28 protein-coding genes and 2 tRNA genes are annotated in these 26,186 nt (G+C 61.8%); 15 read left to right on the top strand and 15 right to left on the bottom strand.

The genetic code is table 11. The features are described from left to right. Positions 1-347: 347 nt before the first annotated feature. On the bottom strand, positions 348-986 hold the full coding sequence (gene cmk / locus YH63_RS07935) for a (d)CMP kinase (RefSeq protein WP_046828074.1): 639 nt from the start codon (positions 984-986) through the stop codon (positions 348-350). Continuing rightward, positions 983-2,320, bottom strand: a complete 1,338-nt coding sequence (aroA, locus tag YH63_RS07930) for a 3-phosphoshikimate 1-carboxyvinyltransferase (RefSeq protein ID WP_046828075.1) — start codon at positions 2,318-2,320, stop codon at positions 983-985. The genes cmk and aroA overlap by 4 nt, the downstream gene beginning before the upstream one ends. A 163-nt stretch (positions 2,321-2,483) precedes the next feature. Here aroA and YH63_RS07925 point away from each other — a divergent pair, with 163 nt between their 5' ends. From YH63_RS07925 to YH63_RS07880, 10 genes are all read left to right on the top strand, one after another. Next, positions 2,484-2,900 (top strand): TIGR02300 family protein, encoded by a 417-nt coding sequence (locus YH63_RS07925; RefSeq protein ID WP_019199348.1) that lies wholly within the window; start codon positions 2,484-2,486, stop codon positions 2,898-2,900. A gap of 91 nt (positions 2,901-2,991) precedes the next feature. Next, positions 2,992-3,067, top strand: a tRNA-Ala gene (locus YH63_RS07920). A gap of 203 nt (positions 3,068-3,270) precedes the next feature. Then, a complete protein-coding gene (locus YH63_RS07915) occupies positions 3,271-4,476 on the top strand; it encodes a CaiB/BaiF CoA transferase family protein (RefSeq protein WP_046828076.1) in 1,206 nt (401 codons plus the stop codon). Positions 4,477-4,708: 232 nt separating this feature from the next. Further along, the gene (gene ugpB, locus YH63_RS07910) at positions 4,709-6,034 is read left to right on the top strand and encodes a sn-glycerol-3-phosphate ABC transporter substrate-binding protein UgpB (RefSeq protein ID WP_046828077.1); all 1,326 of its coding nucleotides are present in this window, start codon (positions 4,709-4,711) and stop codon (positions 6,032-6,034) included. Positions 6,035-6,055: 21 nt separating this feature from the next. After that, positions 6,056-6,454 carry a bleomycin resistance protein gene (locus YH63_RS07905; RefSeq protein ID WP_046828078.1) on the top strand — a complete coding sequence of 133 codons (399 nt, stop codon included), beginning with the start codon at positions 6,056-6,058 and terminating at the stop codon, positions 6,452-6,454. Between the two features lie 8 nt (positions 6,455-6,462). Further along, a complete protein-coding gene (gene ugpA / locus YH63_RS07900; protein ID WP_046828079.1) occupies positions 6,463-7,344 on the top strand; it encodes a sn-glycerol-3-phosphate ABC transporter permease UgpA in 882 nt (293 codons plus the stop codon). After that, positions 7,344-8,192, top strand: a complete 849-nt coding sequence (ugpE, locus tag YH63_RS07895; RefSeq protein ID WP_046828080.1) for a sn-glycerol-3-phosphate ABC transporter permease UgpE — start codon at positions 7,344-7,346, stop codon at positions 8,190-8,192. The genes ugpA and ugpE overlap by 1 nt, the downstream gene beginning before the upstream one ends. A gap of 23 nt (positions 8,193-8,215) precedes the next feature. After that, entirely contained in the window at positions 8,216-9,316 is a 1,101-nt protein-coding gene (locus tag YH63_RS07890; protein WP_046828081.1) for a sn-glycerol-3-phosphate import ATP-binding protein UgpC, read from the top strand. Positions 9,317-9,473: 157 nt separating this feature from the next. After that, positions 9,474-9,899, top strand: a complete 426-nt coding sequence (locus YH63_RS07885) for an Hsp20 family protein (RefSeq protein WP_046828082.1) — start codon at positions 9,474-9,476, stop codon at positions 9,897-9,899. Between the two features lie 49 nt (positions 9,900-9,948). Then, a complete protein-coding gene (locus tag YH63_RS07880) occupies positions 9,949-10,209 on the top strand; it encodes a DUF1150 family protein (protein WP_019199340.1) in 261 nt (86 codons plus the stop codon). Between the two features lie 1,088 nt (positions 10,210-11,297). Here YH63_RS07880 and ptsN read toward each other — a convergent pair. The 9 genes from ptsN to YH63_RS07825 all read right to left on the bottom strand — a co-directional run bounded on the left by ptsN (position 11,298) and on the right by YH63_RS07825 (position 18,440). Continuing rightward, positions 11,298-11,759, bottom strand: coding sequence for a PTS IIA-like nitrogen regulatory protein PtsN (gene ptsN, locus YH63_RS07865; protein WP_046828083.1), 462 nt, complete (start codon positions 11,757-11,759; stop codon positions 11,298-11,300). A 140-nt stretch (positions 11,760-11,899) separates the two neighbouring features. Beyond that, positions 11,900-12,514, bottom strand: a complete 615-nt coding sequence (hpf, locus tag YH63_RS07860; RefSeq protein WP_046828084.1) for a ribosome hibernation-promoting factor, HPF/YfiA family — start codon at positions 12,512-12,514, stop codon at positions 11,900-11,902. A gap of 69 nt (positions 12,515-12,583) precedes the next feature. Beyond that, positions 12,584-14,224 carry an RNA polymerase factor sigma-54 gene (gene rpoN, locus YH63_RS07855; protein ID WP_046828085.1) on the bottom strand — a complete coding sequence of 547 codons (1,641 nt, stop codon included), beginning with the start codon at positions 14,222-14,224 and terminating at the stop codon, positions 12,584-12,586. 129 nt (positions 14,225-14,353) lie between these two features. Beyond that, positions 14,354-15,457, bottom strand: coding sequence for an LPS export ABC transporter ATP-binding protein (lptB, locus tag YH63_RS07850; protein WP_046828086.1), 1,104 nt, complete (start codon positions 15,455-15,457; stop codon positions 14,354-14,356). A 110-nt stretch (positions 15,458-15,567) separates the two neighbouring features. Beyond that, entirely contained in the window at positions 15,568-16,296 is a 729-nt protein-coding gene (locus YH63_RS07845) for an LptA/OstA family protein (RefSeq protein ID WP_052753840.1), read from the bottom strand. Next, entirely contained in the window at positions 16,293-16,994 is a 702-nt protein-coding gene (gene lptC, locus YH63_RS07840; protein WP_046828087.1) for an LPS export ABC transporter periplasmic protein LptC, read from the bottom strand. The genes YH63_RS07845 and lptC overlap by 4 nt, the downstream gene beginning before the upstream one ends. Positions 16,995-17,176: 182 nt before the next feature. After that, positions 17,177-17,791, bottom strand: a complete 615-nt coding sequence (locus YH63_RS07835; RefSeq protein ID WP_046828088.1) for a ribonuclease D — start codon at positions 17,789-17,791, stop codon at positions 17,177-17,179. A 91-nt stretch (positions 17,792-17,882) separates the two neighbouring features. Then, positions 17,883-18,272 (bottom strand): DUF930 domain-containing protein, encoded by a 390-nt coding sequence (locus tag YH63_RS07830; RefSeq protein ID WP_046828089.1) that lies wholly within the window; start codon positions 18,270-18,272, stop codon positions 17,883-17,885. Positions 18,273-18,353: 81 nt separating this feature from the next. After that, positions 18,354-18,440, bottom strand: a tRNA-Leu gene (locus tag YH63_RS07825). A 203-nt stretch (positions 18,441-18,643) separates the two neighbouring features. Between YH63_RS07825 and YH63_RS07820 the strand changes: the two genes are divergently transcribed. Beyond that, positions 18,644-19,612 (top strand): complex I NDUFA9 subunit family protein, encoded by a 969-nt coding sequence (locus tag YH63_RS07820; protein ID WP_046828090.1) that lies wholly within the window; start codon positions 18,644-18,646, stop codon positions 19,610-19,612. A 136-nt stretch (positions 19,613-19,748) separates the two neighbouring features. On the opposite strand, the gene YH63_RS07810 is transcribed toward YH63_RS07820, so the two are convergent. Continuing rightward, on the bottom strand, positions 19,749-20,555 hold the full coding sequence (locus tag YH63_RS07810) for an undecaprenyl-diphosphate phosphatase (RefSeq protein ID WP_046828091.1): 807 nt from the start codon (positions 20,553-20,555) through the stop codon (positions 19,749-19,751). A 357-nt stretch (positions 20,556-20,912) separates the two neighbouring features. Between YH63_RS07810 and YH63_RS07805 the strand changes: the two genes are divergently transcribed. Both YH63_RS07805 and queG read left to right on the top strand, forming a co-directional pair. Then, positions 20,913-21,605, top strand: coding sequence for a glutathione S-transferase family protein (locus YH63_RS07805; RefSeq protein ID WP_046828092.1), 693 nt, complete (start codon positions 20,913-20,915; stop codon positions 21,603-21,605). Further along, positions 21,554-22,753: a tRNA epoxyqueuosine(34) reductase QueG gene (gene queG / locus YH63_RS07800; protein WP_083992608.1), complete on the top strand. Its 1,200-nt coding sequence runs from the start codon at positions 21,554-21,556 to the stop codon at positions 22,751-22,753. Before YH63_RS07805 ends, queG begins: the two co-directional genes overlap by 52 nt. Before the next feature lie 107 nt (positions 22,754-22,860). On the opposite strand, the gene YH63_RS07795 is transcribed toward queG, so the two are convergent. Both YH63_RS07795 and YH63_RS07790 read right to left on the bottom strand, forming a co-directional pair. After that, on the bottom strand, positions 22,861-23,331 hold the full coding sequence (locus YH63_RS07795) for a nuclear transport factor 2 family protein (RefSeq protein ID WP_046828093.1): 471 nt from the start codon (positions 23,329-23,331) through the stop codon (positions 22,861-22,863). A gap of 57 nt (positions 23,332-23,388) precedes the next feature. Next, entirely contained in the window at positions 23,389-24,195 is an 807-nt protein-coding gene (locus YH63_RS07790; RefSeq protein ID WP_046828094.1) for an alpha/beta hydrolase, read from the bottom strand. Between the two features lie 288 nt (positions 24,196-24,483). Between YH63_RS07790 and infC the strand changes: the two genes are divergently transcribed. Both infC and YH63_RS07780 read left to right on the top strand, forming a co-directional pair. Further along, positions 24,484-25,023, top strand: a complete 540-nt coding sequence (gene infC, locus YH63_RS07785; protein WP_137325297.1) for a translation initiation factor IF-3 — start codon at positions 24,484-24,486, stop codon at positions 25,021-25,023. A gap of 148 nt (positions 25,024-25,171) precedes the next feature. Next, complete coding sequence (locus YH63_RS07780; protein WP_046828095.1) at positions 25,172-25,585, top strand: DoxX family protein; 414 nt, start codon at positions 25,172-25,174, stop codon at positions 25,583-25,585. A gap of 106 nt (positions 25,586-25,691) precedes the next feature. On the opposite strand, the gene YH63_RS07775 is transcribed toward YH63_RS07780, so the two are convergent. Next, complete coding sequence (locus tag YH63_RS07775) at positions 25,692-26,111, bottom strand: hypothetical protein (protein WP_046828096.1); 420 nt, start codon at positions 26,109-26,111, stop codon at positions 25,692-25,694. Positions 26,112-26,186 lie beyond the last annotated feature (75 nt).

The raw sequence follows: 26,186 nt of genomic DNA, 5'->3' as shown, positions 1-26,186 counted from the left end.
AGGTCCGCAACCTTTGACGACCGCTTCCGCAAGGAGGAATTGCGACAGCGGGCCGGCGTGTGCCTGCACGAACGATACGGTGCAAAATTGGATTGCCGCGCGGGAAGCGCGTGGTCAGTGTCCTGAATTCGAAGTTCGCTTCATTTGCGCGGCACGTTCTATAGCGAACTTCGAATTCAAAAGGACACTAGAATAATAATTCTAGTGTGGTTTTGGTTCGCAAGTCCGCAAAAGGACGCGCCGTAAATGATAGTGCGGACTTGCGAACCACCACACTAGTGTCCGGAGCCGAGACGAAGATCGACCTCAAAAACCGGGAGCGGGCTTTCCTCCAATGACGGCGGGGACTATGCCCTCGGCCGGCCCGCTCGGACGGCCTCGACAATGTCGATCGCAGCCCGGACGCCGCTCTCTATATCCAACTGAGAGTTATCCAGCAAGTATGCATCCGGAGCCGCTTTTAAAGGCGCTACCGCCCGGTTCTGGTCGCGTTCGTCGCGCTTGAGGATATCCGCCAGCACGGCGGCCTCGTCCGCGGCCTCGCCCCGGGCACGGGCCTCCAGGGTCCTGCGACGGGCCCTGACATGGGGGTCCGCCACCACAAAGATCTTCACGTCGGCATCCGGGCAGATCACGGTTCCAATGTCGCGACCATCGAGCACCGCGCCCGGCGGGTCCGCAGCAAACTGCCGCTGAAAATTGATAAGTACTTCCCTGACCTTGGGAATTGCCGAGACAACCGAGGCGGCATCACCAACCTTCTGGGTTTTCAGAACCGGATTGCCGAACTTTTCCGGATCGAGTTCCATTGCCATGGCGACTGCAAGCGCCTCATTGGTCAGATCGGCCCCGGCTTCCAGCATCGCTTGGGCGACCGCACGGTAGATCACGCCGGTATCGAGATGGCGGTACCCGTAATGATGGGCCAAGCGCTTGCCGAGCGTGCCTTTTCCGGATGCCGCCGGACCGTCGATGGCGATGATCATGAGAAATCCGCTCCCAGTCCGCGCATCATCGGAATGAAGTCCGGGAAGCTTGTGGCGATGAACCCGGTGTCGTCGATCTTGACCGGCGTATCCGACGCCGTGCCCATCACCAACGCCGACATCGCGATACGATGATCCATGTGGGTGGCGACGAGGCCGCCACCGGGCACGTGCCCCTTGCCGACCACGATCATGTCATCACCGGAAATCTCCACCTCGACGCCATTGACGCGCAGCATGTCGGCGGTGGCTTCAAGCCGGTCGGATTCCTTGACGCGCAATTCCTGCAGGCCGCGCATAGTGGTGACGCCCTCCGCATAGGCTGCGGCAACCGCAAGCACGAGATACTCGTCGATCATCGACGGCGCGCGTTCCGGTGGCACCGTCACGCCGCGCAATTGCGACGCGCGCACACGGAATTGCGCCATCGGCTCGCCGGCATCGTTGCGCTGATGGCTCTCCTCGATCGAGGCACCCATCTCGCGCAACGTCGTAAAAAGCCCTGTACGCAAAGGGTTTGTCATGATGTCGGTCAGCGTGACATCCGACTCCGGCACGATCAGCGCAGCGACAATCGGAAACGCCGCAGAGGACGGATCGGCCGGCACGATCACATTGGCGCCGCGCAGTTCGGGCTGACCTGTGAGCGCGATCTTGCGGCCATGCGCCCCCTCTTTCGTCGTCACCACATGGGCGCCGAAATGCGTCAGCATCAATTCTGTGTGGTCGCGGCTGGCTTCCTGTTCGATCACCGTGGTGACACCCGGCGCGGACAATCCCGCCAGCAGCACCGCCGACTTGATCTGCGCCGATGCCACCGGCGTGCGGTAGACAACCGGCAGCGGATCGCGCGCGCCCTGCAGCGTCATCGGCAACCGTCCGCCGTCCGCGCTCGACGTCACGCGCGTGCCCATCAACTCCAACGGGTCGAGAATCCGGCGCATCGGCCGGCTGCGCAGCGATGCATCGCCATCGAAGGTCGCTGCAATCGGACATCCCGCCACCGCGCCCATGGCGAGACGGCATCCGGTGCCGCTATTGCCGAAATCGAGCGGTGCGGCCGGCGCCTTGAAGCCACCGACCCCAACGCCGCGAACCGACCAGGCCCCCTCGCCGGTGCGTTCGACCCGCGCCCCGAGCGCGGCCATCGCCTTGGCGGTGTTGAGAACGTCCTCGCCTTCCAGAAGACCCGAAATCCGGGTCTCGCCCACCGCCAGAGCGCCCAGAATCAGGGCCCGGTGGGAGATGGATTTGTCACCCGGCACGCGGACGCGGCCGCTGAGTGCGCCCGCGGCGCGCGATTCCAGCGGGGTTGGATGGTCGGAATGGGTCAAGATGGCATTTCCTTGTACAGGGCTTGTACAGCGCGGGCTCCTACCACGGGGTTTGGACGACGTCACGACCCGGTCATTTATCCCCCAAACCGCTATTGACAGCGGCGGCGCAACTAGCCAAGTGAAGCACCGCTTTTTCAAGACATCCTCAGGACTATAAACCGTGGCCAAAGCCGATCTCGGAACCAAGCGTATTTGCCCGACCACGGGCAAAAAGTTCTATGACCTCAACAAGAATCCGGTGATTTCGCCGTATACTGGCGAGATCGTGCCGATCGCGCCGGTTCCGCCGCCACGCACGCGCGCCGACGCTGCCGCACGCGCTGCCGCAGCCAATGCCGCCAGCATCGTGCCGGAGCCCGCCGAGGCAGAAGAATTGGTCTCGCTGGAAGAGGCCGATGCCGAGGAGAACAGCGGCAAGGTCAAGGCCGTGCTGCCGGAATCCGAGGACGATATCGAAGTCGACGAGACCCTCACTGACGACGACGATGATGATTCGACCTTCATCGCCGAGGACGAGGAAGACGACGAAGACGTTACTGACATCATCGGTGATGTGTCGGGCGATGAAGAGACTTGAGATAAATCCTCAAGTGTGATTTTTCGGTCCGGCGCGCGACGCGCGCCGATTCAAAGTAACCCGCGCAGTCCCACCGCGCGGCAAGGTGTTCGGGGCCATAGCTCAGCTGGGAGAGCGCTTGCATGGCATGCAAGAGGTCGGCGGTTCGATCCCGCCTGGCTCCACCAACCTTCTCTCATTGAAACGATGATTCTCGTTTTCTGCGGACCCTGTTCGCCCAATGAACCGAGCGGGCCGCACAGCATGCGCGCGTGCATGGATGCCAACCGGCGCGCGTATTGACGGCACTGTCCGAATTCTTTCAATGTGACAGCAGGCTGCAACGTTGCAGCATCGTCTTCAAAATTTTCGCTGATTGAAGGTTGACCCCATGACATCTCAAACCGCGACCGGTGCAATGGCCGGACTGCGCGTCGTCGATCTAACGCGCGTGCTCGGCGGTCCCTACTGCACGCAGATTCTCGCCGATCACGGCGCTGATGTTGTGAAGGTCGAGCCGCCGGCCGGTGACGAGACCCGGGACTGGGGCCCTCCGTTCCACGACGACGACGCGGCGTATTTCATCGGCACCAACCGCAACAAGCGCGCGATCGCCCTGGACCTCGCGTCGGAAGGCGGACGCGCCGTCCTGATGAAGATGCTCGAGACCGCCGACGTTCTTACCGAGAATTTCAAGCCGGGAACGCTCGACAAATGGGGCATCGGCAATGATTTTCTGCGCGAAAAATTCCCCCGGTTGATCCACTGCCGCATTTCCGGATTCGGCGCGGACGGACCTCACGGCGGGCATCCGGGCTACGACGCGATCATTCAGTCCATGGTCGGTCTGATGGCCTCGACCGGATCGCCGCAGAGCGGCCCGACCCGAATCGGCGTCGCGCTCGTCGACATGACGACGGGACTTTATGCCGCGGTCGGCATTCTGATGGCGCTGGCGGAACGCGCCAGATCCGGCAAGGGGCAGTTCCTCGAGACCACGCTCTATGAAACCGGCCTCGCGATCATGCATCCGCACACCGCCAACTATTTCCTTCACGGCAAGCCGCCGGCGCTGACCGGCAACGAGCATCCGAACCTCGTGCCTTACGCGGTGTTCCCGGCGCGCGACGGCGACGTCTTCATGGGGGTGGGCAATGACGGCACCTTCCGCAAGCTGATGAAGGAACTCGGCAAGCCCGAACTCGGCACCGATCCGCGCTTCGCGCGCAATCGTGACCGCATCGCCCATCGCGACGAACTACGCGCCGTGATCGTCGATATCCTGAAGGACCATGACAGCGAGCCGCTGTGCCGGCGTCTGCTGGCGGCAGGCCTGCCTGCCGGTCCGGTCCAGTCGATCGACAAGGCGCTGGCGAGCGAACACGTCAAGCATCGCGGCGATATCATCGAGAAGGATTGGTACAAGGGCGTCGCCTCCCCGATCCGTTTCGACCGCACCAAGGCCAGCCTGCGTCACGTGCCGCCGAAGTTCAGCGAGCACACCGACACCGTGCTGGCGGAGTTCGGCTACTCGGCGAAAGAAATCGCCGACCTGCGCGCTTCGGGCGTCGTCGCGGGGCCGGAGCGGAAGCGCTAGGCCGCAGCCTTCGGCTGCAACGCAAGCTTTGGGGCGACGGCAACACCGTCGCCCCCTGATGCACACGGGACCAGATCGTTCCGGCCGCAACGGCCAGCCGTCTGCCCCCAAGGTCGAAGCCATTTAAGGCTTCCCACAGGCAACCCTCCCCGCTTACCATCCGGCGTCACCAGCACGTCATCCGGCGCTGTTACCGCGCAACGATGAGGACGGCTTCAGGGAGAAAATATCGATGACAATTCGCCGGATGGGCTTTCAGGCTGTCTTGGGCCTGGCTGCTTCGACCCTTCTAGCTTTTGCAACGCCCGCACAGGCCGTCACCGAGATCCAGTGGTGGCACGCCATGACCGGCGGCAACAACGATATCGTCAACAAGCTGGCGACGGACTTCAACGCCTCGCAAAGCGACTACAAGGTCGTCCCCTCCTTCAAGGGCAGCTATCCCGACACCATGAACGCAGGCATCGCCGCGTTCCGCGCCGGTAACGCCCCGCATATCATCCAGGTTTTCGAGGTCGGCACCGCGACCATGATGAGCGCCACCGGCGCGATCAAGCCGGTCTACCAGCTCATGAAGGATGCGAACGAGCCGTTCGATCCGAAGGCCTATCTGCCGGCGATCACCGGTTACTATTCAACCGCGAAGGGCGACATGCTGTCGTTCCCCTTCAACTCCTCATCGATGGTGATGTGGGTCAATCTCGACGCGCTGAAGAAGGCCAGCATCGCGGAAATCCCGAAAACCTGGCCGCAGGTTTTCGACGCCGCCAAGAAACTGAAGGCGGCCGGGTACACCACCTGCGGTTTTTCCAATGCGTGGGCGTCATGGGCCCACATCGAACAGTTCTCCGCCTGGCATAACGTTGCGATCGGCACCAAGGCGAATGGCCTCGACGGCTTCGACACCGTGCTGAAGTTCAACTCGCCGCTGCATATCAAGCACCTGCAGAACCTGATGGATCTGCAGAAAGACAAGACCTACGATTATTCCGGCCGCGCCAACGCCAGCGAAAGCCGCTTCAGTTCCGGCGAATGCCCGCTTTTCCTGACCTCGTCGGGCTACTACGCAACCGCCAAGGGCACCGCCAAGTTTGAATTCACCTCCGCGCCGATGCCGTATTATCCGGACGCCGCCGGCGCGCCGCAGAATTCGATCATCGGCGGCGCATCGCTGTGGGTGATGGGCGGCAAGAAACCCGACGAATACAAAGGTGTCGCCAAGTTCTTTGCCTTCCTGTCCGACACCAATCGCCAGGCCAAGCTGCATCAGGAATCCGGCTATCTGCCGATCACCAAGGCAGCGTATGAAAAGACCAAAACTGACGGCTTCTATGACAAGAACCCGACGCTGCAGACCCCGCTGAAGGAGCTCACCAACAAGGAGCCGACAGAAAACTCACGCGGCCTGCGCTTCGGCAACATGGTGCAGATGCGCGACATCTGGGCGGAAGAGATGGAGGCCGCGCTCGCCGGCCAAAAGACCGCCAAGGACGCGCTCGATTCCGCCGTGAGCCGCGGCAACGCCATGCTGCGGACGTTCGAAAAAACCGCGAAGTGAGATTTCCGGAGCGCGGCCACCATGAAACTGACCGCGCTGATTCCAATGTTGAGCGTAACCGACCTGAAGCGGAGCATCGCGTTCTATCGTGATAAGCTCGGCTTTCATGTCATCAACGTATTCGGTGAACCCGAGCCGAAATGGTGCATGATCGGCCGCGATGACATCAAGATCATGCTCAACGAGCCTCCGCGCGAGGAAATGGAGACGCTGCCGCTGCATGCCAAGAACTTTCAGGTCTATTATCTCTACCCCGACGACATCGCAGCCCTCCACGCGGCATGGAAAGATGACCACCTGGCTGTTACAGATTTGCGCGTCACGGCGTATGGCATGAAGGAATTCGAATTGCGCGATCCCGATGGCTACTGGCTCTGGTTCGGACAGGAGTCCAGCGATCCGCCGACAGTTCACGAGTGACGCCCTGAATGGAAAAGTCGGCCACTTTCAACAACAGGCTGCTTCCGTATCTGCTGCTCGCGCCGCAGCTCGTCATCACTTTCGTATTTTTCTACTGGCCTGCCAGTCAGGCGGTCTTGCAGTCGTTCAAGCGCGAAGACGCCTTCGGCCTTACGTCGGAATTCGTCGGCCTGGAGAATTATCAGGCGCTGTTCGCGCAGCCTGAATACTACAAGGCGATATGGACGACGGTGGTGTTTTCGACCCTCGTCGCATTGCTGTCCCTCAGCATCGCGCTGATGTTCGCGACCCAGGCCGACAAGAATCTGAAGGCGGCGCCGGCCTTCAAGACATTCCTGATCTGGCCTTACGCCGTAGCGCCCGCGATCGCCGGCGTGTTGTGGATTTTCATGTTTCATCCCTCGCTCGGCACGCTGGCGCGGCCGCTGCGCGTTCTCGGCTTCGACTGGAACCCGCTGCTGAACGGCAATCACGCCATGACGCTGGTGGTGATGGCTGCGGTCTGGAAGCAGATCTCCTACAATTTCCTGTTTTTCCTCGCCGGCCTGCAGTCGATCCCCAGAAGCGTGCTCGAGGCCAGCGCAATCGACGGCGCGGGCCCGCTGCGCCGGTTCTGGACCATCGTGTTTCCCTTGCTGTCGCCCACCACGTTCTTCCTGCTGGTGGTCAATGTGGTCTACGTCTTCTTCGATACATTCGGCATCATCGACGCAGTCACCGGCGGCGGCCCCGCGGGTGCGACGACCACCATGGTCTACAAGGTTTACGCGGACGGACGGCTCGGCGGCGACCTCGGCGGCTCGGCGGCGCAGTCCGTGGTGCTGATGGTTATCGTCATCGCGCTGACCGCGGTGCAGTTCCGCTACGTCGAACGCAAGGTGCAGTACTGATGGTCGAGCATCGTCCTCTGCGCGATTTCGTCGCCTACGCTATTCTCACCTTCGGCATCTTCATTGTCGCATTTCCGGTCTATCTCGCCCTGATCGCCTCGACGCACGACGCGGCGACCGTGGTCAACGGCAATATGCCCCTCTCACCCGGCACCCACACCCTCGAAAACTATTACCGGGCGGTCTTCGTCGGCGGATCGCGCACCAGCCGCGAGCCGGTCGGGCATATGCTGATCAATTCGTTCGTTTCCGCCATCGGCATCGCGGTCGGCAAGATCTTCATCTCCATCCTGTCGGCGTTTGCGGTGGTGTATTTCCGCTTTCCGTTCCGGAAAACCGCGTTCTGGATCATCTTCATTACGCTGATGCTGCCGGTCGAGGTCCGCATCTATCCCACCTACAAGGTGGTCGCCGACCTGCGCATGCTCGACACCTATGCCGGGCTGATCCTGCCGCTGATCGCGTCAGCGACCGGCACGCTGCTGTTCCGGCAATTCTTCATGACCATTCCCGAAGAACTTCTGGAAGCTTCGAAGATCGACGGCGCCGGTCCGTTTCGGTTCTTCAAGGATACGCTGCTGCCGCTGTCCGTCACCACCATCGCCGCGCTGTTCGTGATCCAGTTCATCTACGGCTGGAACCAGTATCTGTGGCCGCTGCTGATCACCACCCAGGACTCGATGCAGACCATCGTGACCGGCATCAAGAAAATGCTGACCACCACCGACGAACTGGCGGAATGGCAGCTGGCGATGGCCACCGCGATCCTTGCGATGCTGCCGCCGGTCGCCGTCGTCGTCTTCATGCAGCGGCTGTTCGTGCGCGGCCTCGTCGAAACTGAAAAGTAGATTCTGGAGTTTGGGGAACGAGCATGTCGAATGTCGTCCTGCGCGATGTGAAGAAGACCTATCCCGGCGGGGTCGATGCCATCAAGGGCATCGACTTTGAGGTCGGCGACGGGCAGTTCTGCGTGCTGGTCGGACCAAGCGGTTGCGGCAAATCCACCTTGCTGCGGATGGTGGCGGGTCTTGAGACCGTCACAAGTGGCGAAATCGATATCGGCGGCCGCGTCGTCAATCAGATCGAACCGGCCGATCGCGACATCGCGATGGTGTTCCAGAACTACGCGCTCTATCCGCACATGAGCGTCTACAACAACATGGCCTATGGCCTGCGCAATCGCGGCATGCCGAGGCCGGAGATCGATGTGCGGGTACGGGAAGCCGCGCAGATTCTGGAAATCACGCCGATGCTGGATCGCAAGCCGCGGCAGCTCTCGGGTGGCCAGCGCCAGCGCGTCGCCATGGGGCGCGCCATCGTGCGACAACCGAAAGTGTTTCTGTTCGACGAGCCGCTGTCGAATCTCGACGCGAAGCTGCGGGTCGCCATGCGCGTCGAAATCCGCAAGCTGCAGCGCCGCCTCAAGACCACGTCGATCTACGTCACCCACGACCAGATGGAAGCGATGACCCTCGCCGATATTCTGGTGGTGATGAACGGCGGACAGGTCGAGCAGATCGGCAAGCCGCTCGACATCTACAAGAAACCGGCCACGACCTTCGTCGCCTCGTTCATCGGCGCGCCGCCGATGAACCTGCTGCCGGTGGCAGCGAACGATCTCGGCGGGTCGCTCGATGCGTTGCAGATCAAGGCGCCCGGCGACGCCACGCTCGGAATCCGGCCGGAGGACTTCGCACTCGCCGGCGCAGCGGCGCCTCAGGGCCTCACACTTGAACTCATGGTCGACGCTATCGAGCGGGTCGGCGCCGAAACGTATGTCTATGGCACCAGACCGCGCGCCAACGGCGGCCCAACCGTCAGCGCCAGGCCCGGCGAATTGCCGCCCGGCGAAATCATCGTCCGGCTGCCCGGAGAAGCGGCTCCCGCCATCGGCGAGCGGATCAGGGTCTCGGCGGCGCGCGGCAAACTGCACCTGTTTCGCGCAGATGGGCGCAGCCGGATCGGGGATTAGCCGGATTCATCCCTGTTTACGGGCGGTTAGGGGTTCTTGAACAACGCAAAAGACATCGCCATATTTGTTTCAACCGGCAGGCCGCAAGGCTGCCGGGAACCCAGGAAGGAGTGCCGCAAGGGCTCCAACCCAAAGTCGCTTCGAGAGGACTTTGTGAATGTCTCGTGTTCCGTCGCTATCGAGTCCGTTCCTTTTGGGATTCGACGAGATCGAGCGTGCGCTCGATCGCGTCGTGAAAGGCGCAGACGGTTATCCTCCTTACAACATCGAGCGGTGCGGCCGTGACGAAGGCCAGCCCGAACGCCTGCGGATCACGCTGGCAGTCGCCGGATTTACCCGCGACCAACTCGATGTAACGACTGAGGAAAACCAGCTCGTGATCCGGGGCCGCCAGCAGGACGACAAGACCCGGCAGTACATCCATCGCGGCATTGCCGCGCGTCACTTCCAGCGCACCTTCGTGCTGGCGGACGGGATGTATGTCATCGGCGCTGACCTGAAGAATGGCCTGCTGTCGATCGATCTGGCTCGTCCCGAGCCTGAACGGGTCGTTAAGACGATAGCCATCAATGAGCACGAATAATGGAACGGAAGCGGACTCGACCGCTTAACAACTGTAAGGAGTCGAGACCATGACTGGTAATGTCATCTTCGAACCCGCCGTCTCGCTTGAGGCGCTGGCAACTCTGGGCGAAGGCCACATCGCCTACGTGAAACAGATTCGCTCGGAAGACGTGCCGGGACTTTTCCCGCAGGCGCCGCAGATCGCGCCCGGCCTGAAGCTGTTCGCGCTTCATGCTGCCGACGGCACGCCGATCATGCTGACCGACAGCCGCGAAGCGGCGATCGCGAATGCATGGAGCAACGAATTGGAGACCGTCAGCGTCCACTGAGCCGGCCATAAGCCGCGCAGGAATGCGACGATCATGAACGAAGCGGCAGTGCGGCGTGCGCTGCCGCTTTTATTTTGGACTCTCCCTTTCGCCGCTCGGTGTTTCCTGTTGCTGTCTGGCTTCGCCGGCCCGGCCGATAGATTGCATTCGCACCGATGATGCTTGAGGCATCCCGCTTCGCTCTCAACCTGTCATCACCGGGCTTGTCCCGGTGATCCCGGTTAGGTGAGCACGGTGCCCTCGTTATCGAGATGGCCGGGACAAGCCCGGCCATGACATTGGACATATTGGACATATAGATGCCTTCAACGACCCACGGCGCGTTTTCCGATTCAATTTTCAAACAGCCATTTCCGTTCAGCCACGCATCATCGTTCTCGCGCTATCGCGCGAGGTGAGCTTTTAGATGTGCCCCGAAATGAGGGGCATGGAGCGCCGCGAGGCGCACCTTGTATCGTTTCGCTTCCGGCATCGCGTGCGAGGCGATGAAAGTCCGAAAGCGCATCGCCTTGCGGCGCTCCATTCCGGCGATTTTGGGCGAGGGGACCGTACTTCCGGGTGAGGACGGACGCGTTCACGTCCCGATCCGGCCGGCTTTCGCCGCCTTCGTCCTCACCGACGTCCAGCCGCGAACGGCAGAGCCACGTAGTTGGCCCGGACGGTGACCCCAGCCTCCCGGACGCAACGGGTGCGAACCGTGCGTGCAGGCGCCGCATCCTGCTCCGCCTTCAAGACGCCTCTAGAAAGCGCCCCTCACGAGCAGGACAGGTCGAACATAAGAGAGGTTCAGAGCGCGGGGATTGGTATCCCCATCACGAAATGTTTCGGCGGACTGTTTCGTATCTCTCCACGTCGTCCCGGCGAAGGCCGGGACCCATACTCCCTGAATCATCAATTTGAGGGAGGTATTGGAGCGATCTTCTCGCCGTCATCACTACGTTCGGTGGTTATGGGTCCCGGGCCTGCGCCAAGCGGCGCATCCCGGAATGGGGAAAGTCGCCACACTCCTCGCCGGGACGACATCGGATGATGCCTTGCTTCAGCACGGTTACGCTTGCTCGTTTCCGAAATGGCGTGCGATGCCGGATTCAGGCCGCAGTCGCCGGCGGCAGCGCCAGCACCGAATACAGCGCCTGCGCGTCCTTCGATGCGCGCAGCTTCTTGGCGATATCCTGATCGCGCAGCAGCCGCGCAATGCGCGCCAGCGCCTTGAGATGATCCGCACCGGCGCCTTCGGGAGCCAGCAGCAGGAATACCAGATCGACCGGCTGGCCATCCATCGCCTCAAAATCGATCGGACGATCCAGACGCGCGAACAGGCCTGACAGCTTGTCGAGCTTCGGCAGTTTGCCGTGAGGGATCGCCACGCCGTAACCGACGGCGGTGGTTCCCAGTTTCTCGCGCTGGAGAAGCACCTCGAAGATCGAGCGTTCGTTTTGTCCGGTGAGAACAGCGGCACGCGCGCTGAGTTCCTGAAGCGCCTGCTTCTTGCTGTTGACCTTCAAAGCAGGAAGAATCGCCTCGGGTGCGACCAGATCGGTAATCGTCATGAACGTTCCGAGGGTGAGGTTAAGCCGTTGGTGAACTTATAAAATCGGTCTCAGACCGGGTGGCGTCAAGAGCCCTGCGTGCCAAATTATGGTCCGCATTCCTGAAAGGTCGCGGACCATAGTTAGGCGCGCAGAAGGCGTCAATGGCGAACCGATTCGCCGATCACAGGGGGATCCACCCAGCCGACGTTCCCATCCGGCCGCCTGTAGATGATATTCACCCGCCCGCTGCTGCCGTGCTGGAACACCATGACCGGCGCACCGGTCAAATCGAGTTCCATGACCGCTTCGCTCACCGAGTACCGCTTCAGCGAGGTCGTCGCCTCGGCGATGATAACGGGATTGAACTCGTTGACATCGTCCTCGTGCGACGGCGCCTCGATCACATAGCTCGGCGCATCCAGCGCGGCCCCATTGAGATCCGACAACGCCGCGGCCGCCGCGGCATACGTCTTGCGCGCCGAGCGATCCTTCAGCCGGCTCTTGTAGCGGCGCAAACGTTTCTCGATCAGCAGCAGTGCCTGGTCCGCACTGACATAAGCATCGGCGGCTATCGAATCGGCTTCAAGCGTGATTCCCGAATCCAGATGAAGCGAGCAATCGGTGCGAAAGCCGAAGCCGTCCTTGCTGAGCGTGATGTGGCCGGAATAGTTGCCATCGAAATATTTTCGCAGCACTTCGTCCGTGCGTTCGCTGACGCGATCACGAAGGGCTTCACCGACGCTGATGCTTTTTCCAGAGACCCGGAGTGTCATGACGTTCCTCACTTGCTTCTTCGGACTTGCAGTTCGGATGAAGGAGCGTTCCGCTTCTTGAGGTCGCAGTCAAGCGGTAGCTGTGTCGCGGGACCTGTCCACGGCCGGAGCGGCCGACGTTAATGCTGTACCGAGCATGCTCTGCTTGTCGCGGCGGCGTTGCACGGACGAAGGAATACGCATGGCTTCACGATACTTCGCTACCGTGCGCCGGGCTATATCAATGCCGTCGCCATGCAATCGTTCCACGATGGTATCGTCCGACAGGATGGCCGTGGGGCTTTCCGCGTCGATCAGCAGTTTGATGCGGTGCCGCACAGCTTCGGCGGAATGCGCATCCCCGCCGTCCGCCGAGGCGATCGAGGCGGTGAAGAAATACTTGAGTTCGAACGTGCCCCGGTTGGTCGCCATGTACTTGTTCGCGGTTACCCGCGAGACGGTCGATTCATGCATCTGGATGGCGTCGGCGACGGCTTTCAGATTGAGCGGACGCAGGTGCGCCACGCCCTGCGTGAAAAACCCGTCCTGCTGGCGAACGATTTCGGTCGCGACCTTCAGGATCGTCCGCGCGCGCTGGTCGAGCGCGCGCACCAGCCACGTCGCATTCTGCAGGCAATCGGTGAAGTAGGACTTGTCGCCATCCTTGCGGATGGTTTTGGACAGTTGCGAATAGTAAACCTGATTGACCAAAACTTTCGGCAACGTGTCGCTGTTGAGCTCGACATGCCAGCCGCCGTCCGGACCCGGGCGAACGTAGACGTCCGGCACGACGCTCTGGGTCTTGGCCGATCCGAATTTCAGGCCGGGCTTGGGATTGAGATGGCGGATTTCACCGATCATGTCGGCGATGTCTTCGTCATCGACGCCGCAGATTTTTCTTAAAGAAGCGATGTCGCGTTTCGCAAGCAGACCGAGATTCTCGATCAGCGCCTGCATCGCGGGATCGTAACGGTCGCGCTCGCGCAACTGAATCGCAAGGCATTCGCTCAGGTTACGCGCACAGACACCGGGCGGATCGAACTTCTGCAGAACCGCAAGCACCGCCTCGACTTCGTCGCGCGACGTACCCAGCTTCTCGTCGGCGTCCCCGAGATCGGCAGGGACGTAGCCGGCGTCGTCGACGAGATCGATCAGATACTGCCCGATCATGCGGCGCATCGGATCCGGAAATGCAACCGCAAGCTGCTCGGCGAGGTGCCCGCTGAGCGTCGTCTCTGCCGCGACAAAGGCTTCGAGATTGTAGTCGTCATCGTTCGACGCGCCGCCGCCCCACTCGGTATAGGCGGTTGGCGCGGCATCCTGCGCGTTGCGCGCGGCGGCGTCCGCAGGCTCCTCCGGAAACACGTTCTCCATGCCGGTATCGAGGGTCTGCTCGATCTCTGTGCGGGTCCCGAGATCGGGCGCCATCCATTCCTCGGCGCCGGGCTCGAAGCCATCGCCGGAGCGTTCGCCGTCGGCGCCCGATGAGAATTCCGCACCGTCGGAAAAATCCGCGCCGTCGCCTTCCGCATGGGTGGCAGAGGGCTCGCCATGATCGGGGGCGCCATCCTGATTGGCCCGCTCGAGCAGCGGGTTGCGCTCAAGCTCGTCCTCGACGAACGCCACGAGGTCGAGATTCGACAGCTGCAGCAGCTTGATCGCCTGCATCAGCTGCGGCGTCATCACCAGCGACTGCGACTGGCGGAACTCTAATCTCTGCGTCAGCGCCATAAAAACCAGATCCGGTCCAAAAATTGGTCCGTTTCTTGCTTATACTTTTACTGAAAGCTTGTACACGGCTTGACGTTTCGAAAAATCGGGATACTGCGCCGCCCGCTCACCGATCGCGATCAGGGTGAATCAGAGCCGGAACTCTTCACCCAAGTAGAGCCGCCGCACGTCCGGATCGTTGACGATCTCGTCAGGGGTGCCCTCGGTCAGCACCTCCCCCGCGTAGACAATATAGGTGCGGTCGGTCAGGCCGAGCGTCTCGCGGACATTGTGGTCGGTGATCAGAACACCGATGCCGCGCGCGGTGAGGTGGCGCACCAGTTGCTGAATATCGCCGACCGCAATCGGATCGATGCCGGCGAATGGTTCGTCGAGCAGCATGTAGTTGGGACGCGAGGCCAGCGCGCGCGCGATTTCCACACGCCGCCGCTCGCCGCCGGAGAGCGCGATCGACGGCGATTTCCGCAAGCGCGTGATGTTGAATTCGTCGAGCAGCGAATCCAGTTCGCGTTCGCGCTTGCGCTTGTCGGGCTCGACCACTTCCAGCACCGCGCGAATGTTGTCCTCGACCGACAGCCCGCGAAAGATTGAGGCTTCTTGCGGCAGGTAACCGATCCCGAGCCGTGCGCGCTGATACATCGGCAGCTGCGTCACGTCGTGGCCATCGAGTTCGACACGGCCGCGATCCGGCTTGATGAGACCGGTGATCATGTAGAAGCAGGTGGTCTTGCCGGCGCCATTCGGCCCGAGAATACCGACTGCCTCGCCGCGCCGGACATAGATGCTGACGCCGTGCACGATCTTGCGCGTGCCGAAACTCTTCTCGACGCCGTGAACGGCGAGATAACCCGAGTGCTGCGCACGTGGCGCTGTACCGTTGGTTGCGGCGCGGCTGCGCTGCGGGTTCTCGCGCGGCTTTTCCTTTGCAGTATCCCGCGCCAGGTTGCGCGGAATCGGCGGCGCATCGTGCGTGAAAGCCGACGAGTCTTGTGGCGCGAGCGACGGCTCGCGGGGAGTTGCCGCGGCAACGGCTTCGCGCCTGAGCGGCGCGGCCTCGCGGGACGCCTCACGCGCAGCTAACGGCTTTTCGCCGGCGGCCGGTTTGAAGATGTCGCCCATCCGCGCCGCGAGCGCGGTGATGTCCTGACGCAGATCATCCTGGCGCGAACGCGCAAACCCCTGCCGTCCACGCCCCGGGCCTCGACGACGAAAGATGCGCAGGAGATCTACCATGCCCGCTTCAAATCAGCCCTTGGAGTGTTGCCTGAGCATGATGGAGCGAAGGCGCGTTGCCCATCCCCAAATGTTCAGGGGCTGGGTGATACAGGCTCCCAGCATCCGGTTCAACTGTTGGGCTTCCGCGGAGGTGACAAGTCATTGAGTTTGAGCGGTTTTCCGGGGCCGCCAGGCGCTGGCGACGGCTGCGCGCCGGCTGGGGCGCCGCCCGGTTGCGACCCGTTCGGCGCGGCCTGAAACACACCCTGCACGCGCCCACTGTTCGATTCGACCCGGGAAATGCCCGTGGTCAGATCGACAACGAGGCGGTCGCCGCGCAGCACGTTCTTGTCCTTGGTCAGCAGCACATTGCCGTGCATCGTGACCGTGTTGGCGCGCATGTCGAACACGCCGCGGTCGCCGGTCACGGTCTGATCCTTCTGGGTGACGACGACGCCGCCTTGCGCCTCAAGCCGTTTGATGGACGAACTGCCGGCGGGTCCGGGCGTCGATGTTTTCATCGCAGTCTTCTTGGGGCTGCTGGACTGATCGTTGTCGTAGAACACCACAAGCGTCTTGCAGAGCATGGTGGTGTCGCCCTGCACGACCTTCACATTGCCGCTGAACGTCGCCGCCTTGTCCTTGTCGCGCATCTCAAGCGAGGCGGCATCGATCTGAATCGGCTTGTCGCGATTCTGCGAGAAGCCCTGCATCGCGTTGGGCACGCCCGTCGCCGAACTCTGCGCATGCGCATCGTCTGTCGCACACAGGGCAATGGCGACCACCGCCGCGGACAAGACACGCGCGATGGTGTTGGCGTTGAAACCGTTGTGAATCTTCATCATCCGAAAAATCATTTCGCCGCGGCGTCCCGTGCGGGCGCCTGATTACCTGTCGATGTATCGGTGGCTGGCTGATCCGGAATCAGGATCATCGAGACACCGCCTTCGAAGCGCACCAGCGCGCCGTTTTCCGTGATTCTCAGACGATTCGCATCCAGCGTGCCGTTCAGCAGTTTCACCGCCACAGGCTGATCCGAGGACACCGTCCCGCCGCCGAGATCGACGTTAGCCTGCGTCAGCCGCGCCTCATACCCCGTGGTGGATTGCAGTAAGATGTTGTCTTTCAAATCCAGCAACTGGGTCTTGGTATTGAACAGGCCGTTGCGCGCGTCCATGGTGATGCCTGTCCTGTCTTCCATCTGAACCTTGGCGCGCAGTTCGTGCAGTTCGACATTGTTCGGATTGGTCACGTCCTGCACCGCAGATTTGGCCCACAGTTCATAGGGCCGCTGATCCGGCGTGAAGCCGGCCAGGTGCGGCGAGTCCATCGTGATCTTGGTGCCGGAGACGCCGAGCTTGCCGATGTCAATCGGCAGCTTCGACAGAATCCGGAATGGATTGAACAGCGAGATGCCGATGATGGTCAGCATCGCGGCGGCCACCATCACTGGCACAGCGAACCGCATCTGGCGCACGCGGCGGCTGTGACGCTTCGCCTTCGCGTAGCGCGCATCCGCACCAGCCTGATAGCTCTGGCTCTGAACCGAAACCAAAATATGCTCCGAAGCGCCGGGGTGGCCCGGTCATTCTACGCCAATGACACGGTTTTTTGCAGCCCGGCATTTGTCACGCCTTACCAAGCACTTGATACCAAGCGCTTGGCAAAGAGCAAAAAAGTGACCGAAACCGGGCGAACCTCGCTGCAAAAGGCGAGATTGGGCCGCAAATGGCGGAATTACGAATGCGCGAAAATATCGTCGTTTTCCCAACCCTGCAGGTCGAGTTTCGCGCGGGTGGGCAAAAACTGGAAACAGGCGGCGGCAAGCGCCTCCCGGTTCTCGCGCGCCAGCATCGCGTCGAGCTTCTCGCGCAGCGCGTGCAGATGCAGCACGTCGGACGCCGCATAGGCCAGTTGCGCATCGGTCAGCGACGCGGCGCCCCAGTCGCTCGATTGCTGCTGCTTCGACAGATCGACGCCGAGCACCTCGCGCACCAGATCCTTCAGGCCGTGGCGATCGGTGTAGGTCCGCACCAGCCGTGACACGATCTTGGTGCAGTAGACCGGCTCCGGCATCACGCCGAACGCATGAAACAGCACGGCGAGATCGAACCGCGCGAAATGAAAAATCTTGGTGATCTTCGGATCGCCGAGCAGCTTTTTCAGATTGGGCGCGTCGGAGTGACCAGCCGGAATCTGCACCACGTCCGCCGTGCCGTCGCCGTTCGACAACTGGATCACGCACAGCCGGTCGCGATGCGGGTTGAGGCCCAGCGTCTCGGTGTCGATCGCCACCGACTGCGTGTAGCGCGAAAGGTCCGGCAGGTCGCCGCGATGCAGGCGGATGGTCATGGTCTGTCAAAACCCTTGGTGTGCAGATTGTTCGAATCGATGGGCCTTAAACTATCGCCCAAATCCCCTGCCGACGAGGGGAATGACGCCTTCAGCGCCACAGGCCCAACGCCGCCCACTTCGATTCAGGGATCGGCTCGCCGATCTTGTAGCTGAACGACAGCACCTTCATGTGGTCGGGCGTGCCCTTACAGGTAAAGGAAAACGAGTACCAGCGTCCCTTGCTGCGGAACGCGCCGCCCTTGCCCGTGACGGTATGGCCGGCGTGAAGCGGATGGGATAGCACGTCGGTCTTGGCGCGGTCGGGGCGGTACAGTTTCGCATCCCTCGCGATGCGGCTCATCGCTTCGAGATCGCAGACCTGCTCGAGCCGGGTTTGCGGGTCGAGCTTCTTCAGGCTCGCTGCGAACCGGGCGTCCATGGCCAACACGGACGTAGCTGGCAACAGCATGGCGATCAGAACAAGGGCTGATTTTTTCACAAAAGCACCACTGAAGATGGCGATGAGGGTGCACCGTTTCGGAAAACCTGACCTCCGGGGAGGAGGCCACTTCCAAATTTGTGGTGCCCAGGAAAGGACTCGAACCTTCACGGCCGTTAAGCCACTGGCACCTGAAGCCAGCGCGTCTACCAATTCCGCCACCTGGGCATTGACGCGGTTACTAAGGACAGGGCGCGCGCTTGTCAAATTGGTCTTTCCTTGACGCGTTTTCTTGACGCGAACCGGGCCCCGCTTCGCTCGAAAACGCTACGATGCCGCCGGAATGACCTGTACAGCGCGCGGATGATGGCGTATCGCGGAAATCGGCGGGACCGCCCTCCCGCTTCGTTTATTTTGCGCAGGAACCACGCATGTCAGCCCCTATCGATACGCTTGTCACGGTCTTCGGAGGATCGGGTTTTCTCGGCCGGCACGTGATCCGGGAGCTGGCCAAGCGCGAATATCGCATCAGGGTCGGCGTTCGCCGTCCCGAATTGGCCGGGCACCTGCAGCCGCTGGGCCGGGTCGGCCAGATTCATGCGGTACAGGCCAACCTGCGCTACCCGGCTTCGGTGCAGGCCGCGGCGCGCGGCGCCAGCATCATCGTCAATCTGGTGGGAATTCTCGCCGAGGGCGGCGCGCAGACCTTCGATGCGGTTCAGGCCAAGGGCGCGGACACTGTGGCGCGCGCGGCAGCCGAGATCGGCGCGCGCGTGGTGCATGTCTCGGCGATCGGCGCCGATGCGAATTCGGCATCTGGCTATGCCCGCGCCAAGGCAGCCGGCGAAGCCGCCGTGCTGGCGGCGTCGCCATCGGCCACGATCTTCCGTCCCTCGGTGGTGTTCGGCCCGGAGGATCAGTTCACCAACCGCTTTGCGGGACTGGCGCGCATTTCGCCGATGCTGCCCCTGATCGGTGGCGGCCTGACCAGGATGCAGCCGGTCTATGTCGGCGACGTCGCCACCGCCGTCGCCAATGCGGTCGTCGGCAAGACCCGGCCGGGCGCGACCTATGAGCTCGGCGGACCCGAGGTCATGACGATGCGGGAAATCATCGAACTCATTGTGAAGATCACCCAGCGCAACAGCATGCTGATGTCGCTGCCGTTCCCGCTCGCGAAAATCCAGTCGTACTTCCTGCAGTTCGCGCCGGGCGATCTCAAGCTGACCCCGGATCAGGTCGAGCTGCTGCGCAGCGACAACGTGGTGTCGGATGCGGCGAAGTCCGCAGGACTGACGCTGGAAGGTTTGGGGATCACGCCGGATTCGCTCGCAGCCGTCGCGCCGTCCTATCTGTGGCGCTACCGCAAGACCGGACAGTTCGCGCACAAGGATACGTGAAGATTCGGGCATGTGAGACAACTCGCCGTCATTGCGAGGAGCAATTGCGACGAAGCAATCCAGTTCTTGCTTGTAGCTCTGGATTGCTTCGCTTCGCTCGCAATGACGAAAGAGAATTCCCGGTAACTCCGCGTGACTACTTCCCCAGCGCCAAACCGATCAGTCCAAGCGTGCCGACGATCACGCGCCACCATGCGAACAGCGCAAAGCCGCTGCGCGACACATAATCGAGCAGCGTCTTCACCACGATGATCGCCGCCACGAACGAGGTGATGAATCCCATCGCGACCAGCAGCGTGTTGTTCGCCGTCATCTGCCCGTGATTCTTGTAGAGATCGTAAGCGAACGCGCCCGTCATGGTCGGGATCGCGAGAAAGAACGAAAACTCCGCCGCCGCCCGCTTGTCCGATCCAAACAGCATCGCCGACACGATGGTCGCCCCCGAGCGCGAGACGCCGGGAATCATCGCCAGGCACTGCGCCAGACCGATGCCGAGATACATCGGCAACGGAAATGTTGTGGCGTCGTGAAAGCGCGGGCGCAGATCCTGCTGATCGACCCACAGCAGCACGGCGCCGCCGGCGATCAGCGTGAAACAGACCACCCACGGATTGAACAACACCTCCTTGATGAAGGAGTGCGCAATCGCACCGATGATGGCGGCCGGCAAAAACGCGATCAGCACGCCGATCACGAACCGCTGCGCCGCCGGATCGGAAAACATGCCGAGCGCGATTCGCCACAATTTCGCAAAATAGACCGAGAGGATGGCGAGAATCGCGCCAAGCTGGATCAGCACCACGAAGGTCTTGCCGAACGCATCGTCATCGAAACCGAAAAACCGCTCCAGCAGAAGGAGATGCCCGGTCGAAGACACCGGCAGGAACTCGGTCAGACCCTCGACGATGCCGAGGATGAAAGCCTTGAAAAGATCGAATGACATGAAAGCGATCCGCTGTGGATGAGGGCCCCGCGAGCGGCGTCGTTGTCGCCCATTCGGAAAGTCGCCGCAACGCCAAATCCGTGAAATAGAGTATTGGCAAATGGCGGTTGCCTGCTTATCAGGCTTTGTCGGCGAGTACCCACTTTCCGAAGTTCGTGATCCGTTTCCGCAACCACCTTTCACGAACTTCGGAAAGTTATGGGTACTCGTAAGCTTATAATTCCAGTACCGCTTTCTATTGGACGTTCCTGAGCCTGACTCGCAGCTTACGATACAGGAACGTCCAATAGGCGGTACTGGCGCGTTAACCGCCATTCGAGACCCTTTGTTAAACCTAACCGGACTATCACTGGCCACATGTTCACACTTTTTCATCATCCGTTTTGCCCGCGGTCGCGCTTCGTGCGCCTCGCGCTCGGCGAACACGGACTCGACACGCGGCTTGTGGAAGAACTGGTCTGGGATCGCCGCGAAGCCTTTCTGGCGCTGAATCCGGCCGGCGATACGCCGGTGCTGATTGCCGAGGGCACACCCGCCATGCCCGGCGCCGGTCTCGCCGCGGAATTCCTCGACGAGATTCACGGCGCGCCATTGGCCGATCACCGGTTGCTGCCGCGCGCGATGAACGACCGCATCGAGGTGCGGCGTCTGATGTCGTGGTTCAACGACAAGTTTTTCGAGGAGGCCAGCAACCCGCTGGTCTCTGAGCGCATCTACAAGCGGTTCATGAAACCCGAGCATGGCGGCGGGCCGCCGTCGACCGATGTTCTGCGCGCCGCCAAGGCAAATGTGCGCTATCATCTGGCCTATATCGGCTGGCTGGCGCGGACGCGGAATTTTCTCGCCGGCGATCAGCTCACCTATGCCGATCTGGCCGCCGCAGCCCACCTGTCGGCGCTGGACTATCTGGGCGATGTGCCATGGAACGAGGACGACGCAGCCAAGGCGTGGTACGTGCGGATCAAGTCCCGCCCGTCGTTCCGCCCGTTGCTGAGCGAGTGGATGGCGGGCGTCCCGGCGTCGGCCCACTACGTGGATCTCGACTTCTGACCAACACAACTCTTGTCGACGCAAGCCATGTCGATTCAGCCGCGGTCAAGGCCGCGCTGATCGAACAGGCCCGCGCCATCGGCTTTGGCACCATCGGCATCACCGATCCCGGCGCCATTGAAGGCGCGCACGACCGGCTGCAGAATTTTCTCGATGCGGGTTCGCACGGCGACATGGGCTGGCTCGCCAACGAGCCCGCGCGCCGCGCCAGCCCCAAGGTGCTATGGAGCGACGTGCGCTCGGTCGTGATGCTGGGGATGAACTACGGCCCGGATGAAAATCCGCTGGCGCTGCTGGAGCAGAAAACACGCGGCGCGATTTCGGTGTATGCGCGCGGCGACGACTATCACGACCTGATCAAGAAGCGGCTGAAGACGCTGGCGCGCTGGCTGCTCGCCACCGCCGGCGGCGATGTGAAGGTGTTTGTCGATACCGCCGCGGTGATGGAGAAGCCGCTGGCCCATGCGGCCGGTCTCGGCTGGCAGGGCAAGCACACCAATCTCGTCTCGCGCGAATACGGCTCGTGGCTGTTTCTCGGCGCGATCTTCACCACGCTGGAGTTGCCGCGCGACGACGCCGACGTGGATCACTGCGGATCGTGCCAGGCCTGTCTCGACATCTGCCCGACCAGCGCCTTCCCCGCGCCGTATCGGCTCGATGCGCGCAAGTGCATTTCGTATCTGACCATCGAGCACAAGGGCGCGATTCCGCGCGAGCATCGCGAAGCCATCGGCAATCGCATCTACGGCTGCGACGATTGTCTGAGCGTCTGTCCGTGGAACAAGTTCGCGCAGGAGGGCCACGAACTGAGGCTCGCGGCACGCGATGAACTGCGCGGTCCGTCGCTCGCCGAGTTGGCGCGGCTCGACGATCCGGCGTTCCGCACGCTGTTCACCAAATCGCCGGTCAAGCGGATCGGCCGCGATCGTTTCATGCGCAACGTGCTCACCGCCATTGGCAACAGCAACGATGCGGCGCTGATCCCTGAAGCGCGCCGCCTGCTCGATGACGCAAATCCGCTGGTGCGGGGCGCTGCGGTGTGGGCACTGTCACGGCTGCTGCCGCATGCGGAATTTTCCGAACTCGCCGCGCGTTCCGATGAATCGGATGAGGATGTGCGGAGCGAGTGGGCGGCGGCAACTAACTAATTCGTCATTGCGAGGAGCATTTTGCGACGAAGCAATCCAGCTCTGTCTGCTTCCAAGACTGGATTGCTTCGCTTCGCTCGCAATGACGCAGAACTGTTGTCGGTCGCTCAATCCGCGATGTGCCGCGCCATCTCCGGCCGCGCCTTGAGCGCTGCATTCTGCCTGGCGAAAATCTTCGCGATGCGCTCCGGCGCGAAATTCATGTCCAGAAACCCGGTCGCGACATTTGCGACCTCGCCGTATTCGACGATCAGCCCGTCGCGCAGTTTCATGATTGCGACGCCCTCGAACATCGCGCGCGCACCTTTCGCTTCGGGCAACAGCGAGCGATAACTGAAGGTATAGCGCGCATAGAGCTTTCGCCCGTCACTGACCGGATCGTGCATGTCCCAGCGGAAGTCCGTCGCCGTGCGATAGAACCAGTCGTCGATCAGTTCCGCGATGTTCTCGCGGCCTTCGAACGCGCCGTAGAACACGTCGTGGTAGACGCCGTCTTCCGTGAACAAGGCCGCGAGGGCCTTGCCGTTGCGCTGTTCGACGGCGCGGCAGAAATCGTGGAGGAGTTTGTCGGTCTGCATCGGTTTCTCCCGCAGATATTTGTATCGGCGTGACCTGATCCGAAAACCGGTTCGGGATCACGCCGCCGCCAGTTCGCTCACCGCGCCCAGCATGCGCGCAATATCCTGCGGCCGCGACAGACGATGATCTCCGTCCTGTACCAGCGTCAGCACCACGTCGTCGCTCGGCAGGCAGTGCGTCAGCGCGAAGGCGTGACGCCACGGCACGTCGGGGTCCTGCGCGCCCTGCAGAATACGAACCGGACATCCGACATCGATGGTGCCGCCGAGCAGCAGATGGTTGCGGCCCTCCTCGATCAGGTTGCGGGTGATCGGATACGCCTCGCCGTAGTCGGAAGGCCGATGCCAGACGCCCTTGGTCATGATCTCGTCGCGGATCTCCTGCGAAAAACCTTTCCACATCAGGTCTTCGGTGAAATCCGGCGCGGGCGCGATCAGCACCAGACCTTTGAGCGTCGCGCGCGACACGGCTTTCCCCCGCTTCGCAAGAGCGCGCGCCAGCAACAGGGCCATCCAGCCGCCCATCGACGAGCCGACGACGATCTGCGGACCTTCGCAGAACGTATCAAACACCCTGAGGCTTTCCTCGTGCCACTGCCCGATGGTTCCGTCGGCGAAGCTGCCTGAGGATTCGCCGTGCCCGGAATAATCGAACCGCACGCAGGCGCGGCGCTGTCCGGCCGCCCACTCATCGAGCGCCTGCGCCTTGGTTCCCTTCATGTCGGAATTGAACCCGCCGAGCCAGAACACGCCGGGCCCCTCGCCGGTGCGTTTGCGCACGGCAATCCGCCGTTTGGCCCCGCTATCGCCAACCTCAATAAAGCTGAGCTCCGGCGCCGCGGAACTGTCCGATATATGCGTCATGAAGAATTGCCCCGTTCCTGCTGTTTATGACGGCCGATGGCGCCGTCCGTCAACGCGGCCGCTTCAAGTGGCTCGTAACGCTTGCGAACCGGACGCCGGACCTCTATGTGGAGCGGGCTGCGGAACGCGCCGGGGCCGGGTCACTTGTCAGGCATTTTACGGTTTTATGGCCGATCCCGATGTCCTGCGGCGGCGCCGGAAAATGCATGCGAAAGCCTGCTCGCGCTTGCCCGGCGGCCCTTAATCCTTCAAAATGATTGCTTCGTTCACAACACCGGAGATTTACCCATTCGCCGTCCCAACAGAGCCCCGCCCGCCGCCGCAAAAGACGGGCCGCGCACCAACGATGAAATCCGCAATCTCACCATTCAGCTGATCGACCAAACCGGCCTTAACCACGGCACCGTCGAGACGGCGATCGCGGTCAAGATGGCGATGGAGGCCGGCATGGATCTGGTCGAGATTTCGCCGAACACCAATCCTCCCGTCTGCAAGATCATGGACTACGGGAAGTTCAAGTATTCGGCGCAGAAGAAAGCCGCCGAAGCCCGCAAGAAGCAGAAGATCGTCGAGATCAAGGAGATCAAGCTCCGCCCGATGATCGACGATCACGACTACGACGTGAAGATGCGCGCGATGCTGCGGTTCTTCGAGGAAGGCGACAAGGTCAAGATCACGCTGCGCTATCGCGGCCGTGAAATGGCGCATCAGGAAATCGGCACCAAGCTGCTCGACAAGGTGAAGGCCGCCGTCGCCGACGTCGCGAAGGTCGAACAGGACGCGCGTTTTGAGGGCCGTCAGGTCGTCATGGTGCTGGCGCCGCGTTAAGACGCGACGGGAGCTGCGCGGTCGGGAAGACTGTTGCAGATTGATCGTGATCTCATTGAAACAGACGGCCCGTCAGGATAACTGACGGGCCGTTTTTGTTTGGTTTGTTTTTCTTCGGCTTGCCTTCATCCGGTTTCAGGAAAATTCGATGCCCTCATGGATCGCCCGCATTCTCGACTGGTCTTATTTCGCGCTGTTCGCGCGTATCGTTCTGACATTTCCGTTCTGGGCGAGCGGCCTGTCCAAGCTGATCGATTTTTCGGGCGGCGCTGCGGAGATGGCGCATTTCGGCCTCAGCCCGCCGGCGTTCGTCAACGCACTGGTGCTCGTCACCCAGCTCACTGGCGCGCTGCTGATCATCGCCAACCGTCACGTCTGGGTGGCCACGGGCGCGCTCGCTGTCTTTACGCTGCTGACGATTCCGATCGCCCACGACTTCTGGAATCAGAAAGGCCACATCGCGCAACTCGAATTCTTTTTCGTGGTCGAGCATATCAGCGTGATCGGCGGGTTGATGCTGGCCGCGATCCTGTCGCGGCAATCGAAGCACAAAGGCGCGTGATCAGAACTGGATCGTCATTGCGGGGAGCGCTTGCGAGTTGAGTAGCCCAAATAAAAAAGCGCCGCGATCTGCGGCGCTTTTTCATGCGGTGAACTTCGCTGAAGAATTACGCGCGCGTCGCTTCCCAGCGCCCGGAGCAGGACATGCTCGACGACTTGCCGCTCCACTGGCCGGAGCCGGAATTGGCCGACAGCTTGCCGCTGGCACTGGCCTTCTGGTCGCCGCGCGCAATGGCGACGCTGACCGCGCCGGCATCGCCGACGTGACCGGAAATATCGAAGCTGCCGTCACCGGAATAGCTGACGCGGCCGCCGACGACCTTCACGGGATAGCTGTAGGCCGGATCGCAATTGCCGGACTGGGTGATGATGGTGACCTTCCAGGCGCCATCGAACGAGGAACCGGCCTTGGCCGAACCAGCCAGCACGATAGCTGCTGTCAGGGCGGCTGCGGCGAATGCAGCCAAGGCGAACAGCCGGGCGGCAGGATTCACGGACAAAGCAATCGTCTTGGCGCGCACGGCCATCTGTATCCCTCGCGTTGGGTGGAGGCTGAGAGGGATATAGTTAGATTATGGCCGGAGTTCCAGCGCAACGCAGTA

The sequence above is a fragment of the Afipia massiliensis genome (genome assembly GCF_001006325.2).
Classification (GTDB): Bacteria; Pseudomonadota; Alphaproteobacteria; order Rhizobiales; family Xanthobacteraceae; genus Afipia; species Afipia massiliensis_A.
This window is presented reverse-complemented; position numbering and strand designations above follow the sequence as displayed.

Bases quoted from the DNA above. Each gene is read 5' to 3' on its own strand.
- cmk (WP_046828074.1), bottom strand. From the start codon at position 986: ATGATCATCGCCATCGACGGTCCGGCGGCATCCGGAAAAGGCACGCTC.
- YH63_RS07915 (WP_046828076.1), top strand. From the start codon at position 3,271: ATGACATCTCAAACCGCGACCGGTGCAATGGCCGGACTGCGCGTCGTC.
- ugpB (WP_046828077.1), top strand. From the start codon at position 4,709: ATGACAATTCGCCGGATGGGCTTTCAGGCTGTCTTGGGCCTGGCTGCT.
- YH63_RS07905 (WP_046828078.1), top strand. From the start codon at position 6,056: ATGAAACTGACCGCGCTGATTCCAATGTTGAGCGTAACCGACCTGAAG.
- ugpA (WP_046828079.1), top strand. From the start codon at position 6,463: ATGGAAAAGTCGGCCACTTTCAACAACAGGCTGCTTCCGTATCTGCTG.
- ugpE (WP_046828080.1), top strand. From the start codon at position 7,344: ATGGTCGAGCATCGTCCTCTGCGCGATTTCGTCGCCTACGCTATTCTC.
- YH63_RS07890 (WP_046828081.1), top strand. From the start codon at position 8,216: ATGTCGAATGTCGTCCTGCGCGATGTGAAGAAGACCTATCCCGGCGGG.
- YH63_RS07885 (WP_046828082.1), top strand. From the start codon at position 9,474: ATGTCTCGTGTTCCGTCGCTATCGAGTCCGTTCCTTTTGGGATTCGAC.
- YH63_RS07880 (WP_019199340.1), top strand. From the start codon at position 9,949: ATGACTGGTAATGTCATCTTCGAACCCGCCGTCTCGCTTGAGGCGCTG.
- ptsN (WP_046828083.1), bottom strand. From the start codon at position 11,759: ATGACGATTACCGATCTGGTCGCACCCGAGGCGATTCTTCCTGCTTTG.
- hpf (WP_046828084.1), bottom strand. From the start codon at position 12,514: ATGACACTCCGGGTCTCTGGAAAAAGCATCAGCGTCGGTGAAGCCCTT.
- rpoN (WP_046828085.1), bottom strand. From the start codon at position 14,224: ATGGCGCTGACGCAGAGATTAGAGTTCCGCCAGTCGCAGTCGCTGGTG.
- lptB (WP_046828086.1), bottom strand. From the start codon at position 15,457: ATGGTAGATCTCCTGCGCATCTTTCGTCGTCGAGGCCCGGGGCGTGGA.
- YH63_RS07845 (WP_052753840.1), bottom strand. From the start codon at position 16,296: ATGATTTTTCGGATGATGAAGATTCACAACGGTTTCAACGCCAACACC.
- YH63_RS07835 (WP_046828088.1), bottom strand. From the start codon at position 17,791: ATGACCATCCGCCTGCATCGCGGCGACCTGCCGGACCTTTCGCGCTAC.
- YH63_RS07820 (WP_046828090.1), top strand. From the start codon at position 18,644: ATGTCAGCCCCTATCGATACGCTTGTCACGGTCTTCGGAGGATCGGGT.
- YH63_RS07810 (WP_046828091.1), bottom strand. From the start codon at position 20,555: ATGTCATTCGATCTTTTCAAGGCTTTCATCCTCGGCATCGTCGAGGGT.
- YH63_RS07805 (WP_046828092.1), top strand. From the start codon at position 20,913: ATGTTCACACTTTTTCATCATCCGTTTTGCCCGCGGTCGCGCTTCGTG.
- YH63_RS07795 (WP_046828093.1), bottom strand. From the start codon at position 23,331: ATGCAGACCGACAAACTCCTCCACGATTTCTGCCGCGCCGTCGAACAG.
- YH63_RS07790 (WP_046828094.1), bottom strand. From the start codon at position 24,195: ATGACGCATATATCGGACAGTTCCGCGGCGCCGGAGCTCAGCTTTATT.
- YH63_RS07780 (WP_046828095.1), top strand. From the start codon at position 25,172: ATGCCCTCATGGATCGCCCGCATTCTCGACTGGTCTTATTTCGCGCTG.
- YH63_RS07775 (WP_046828096.1), bottom strand. From the start codon at position 26,111: ATGGCCGTGCGCGCCAAGACGATTGCTTTGTCCGTGAATCCTGCCGCC.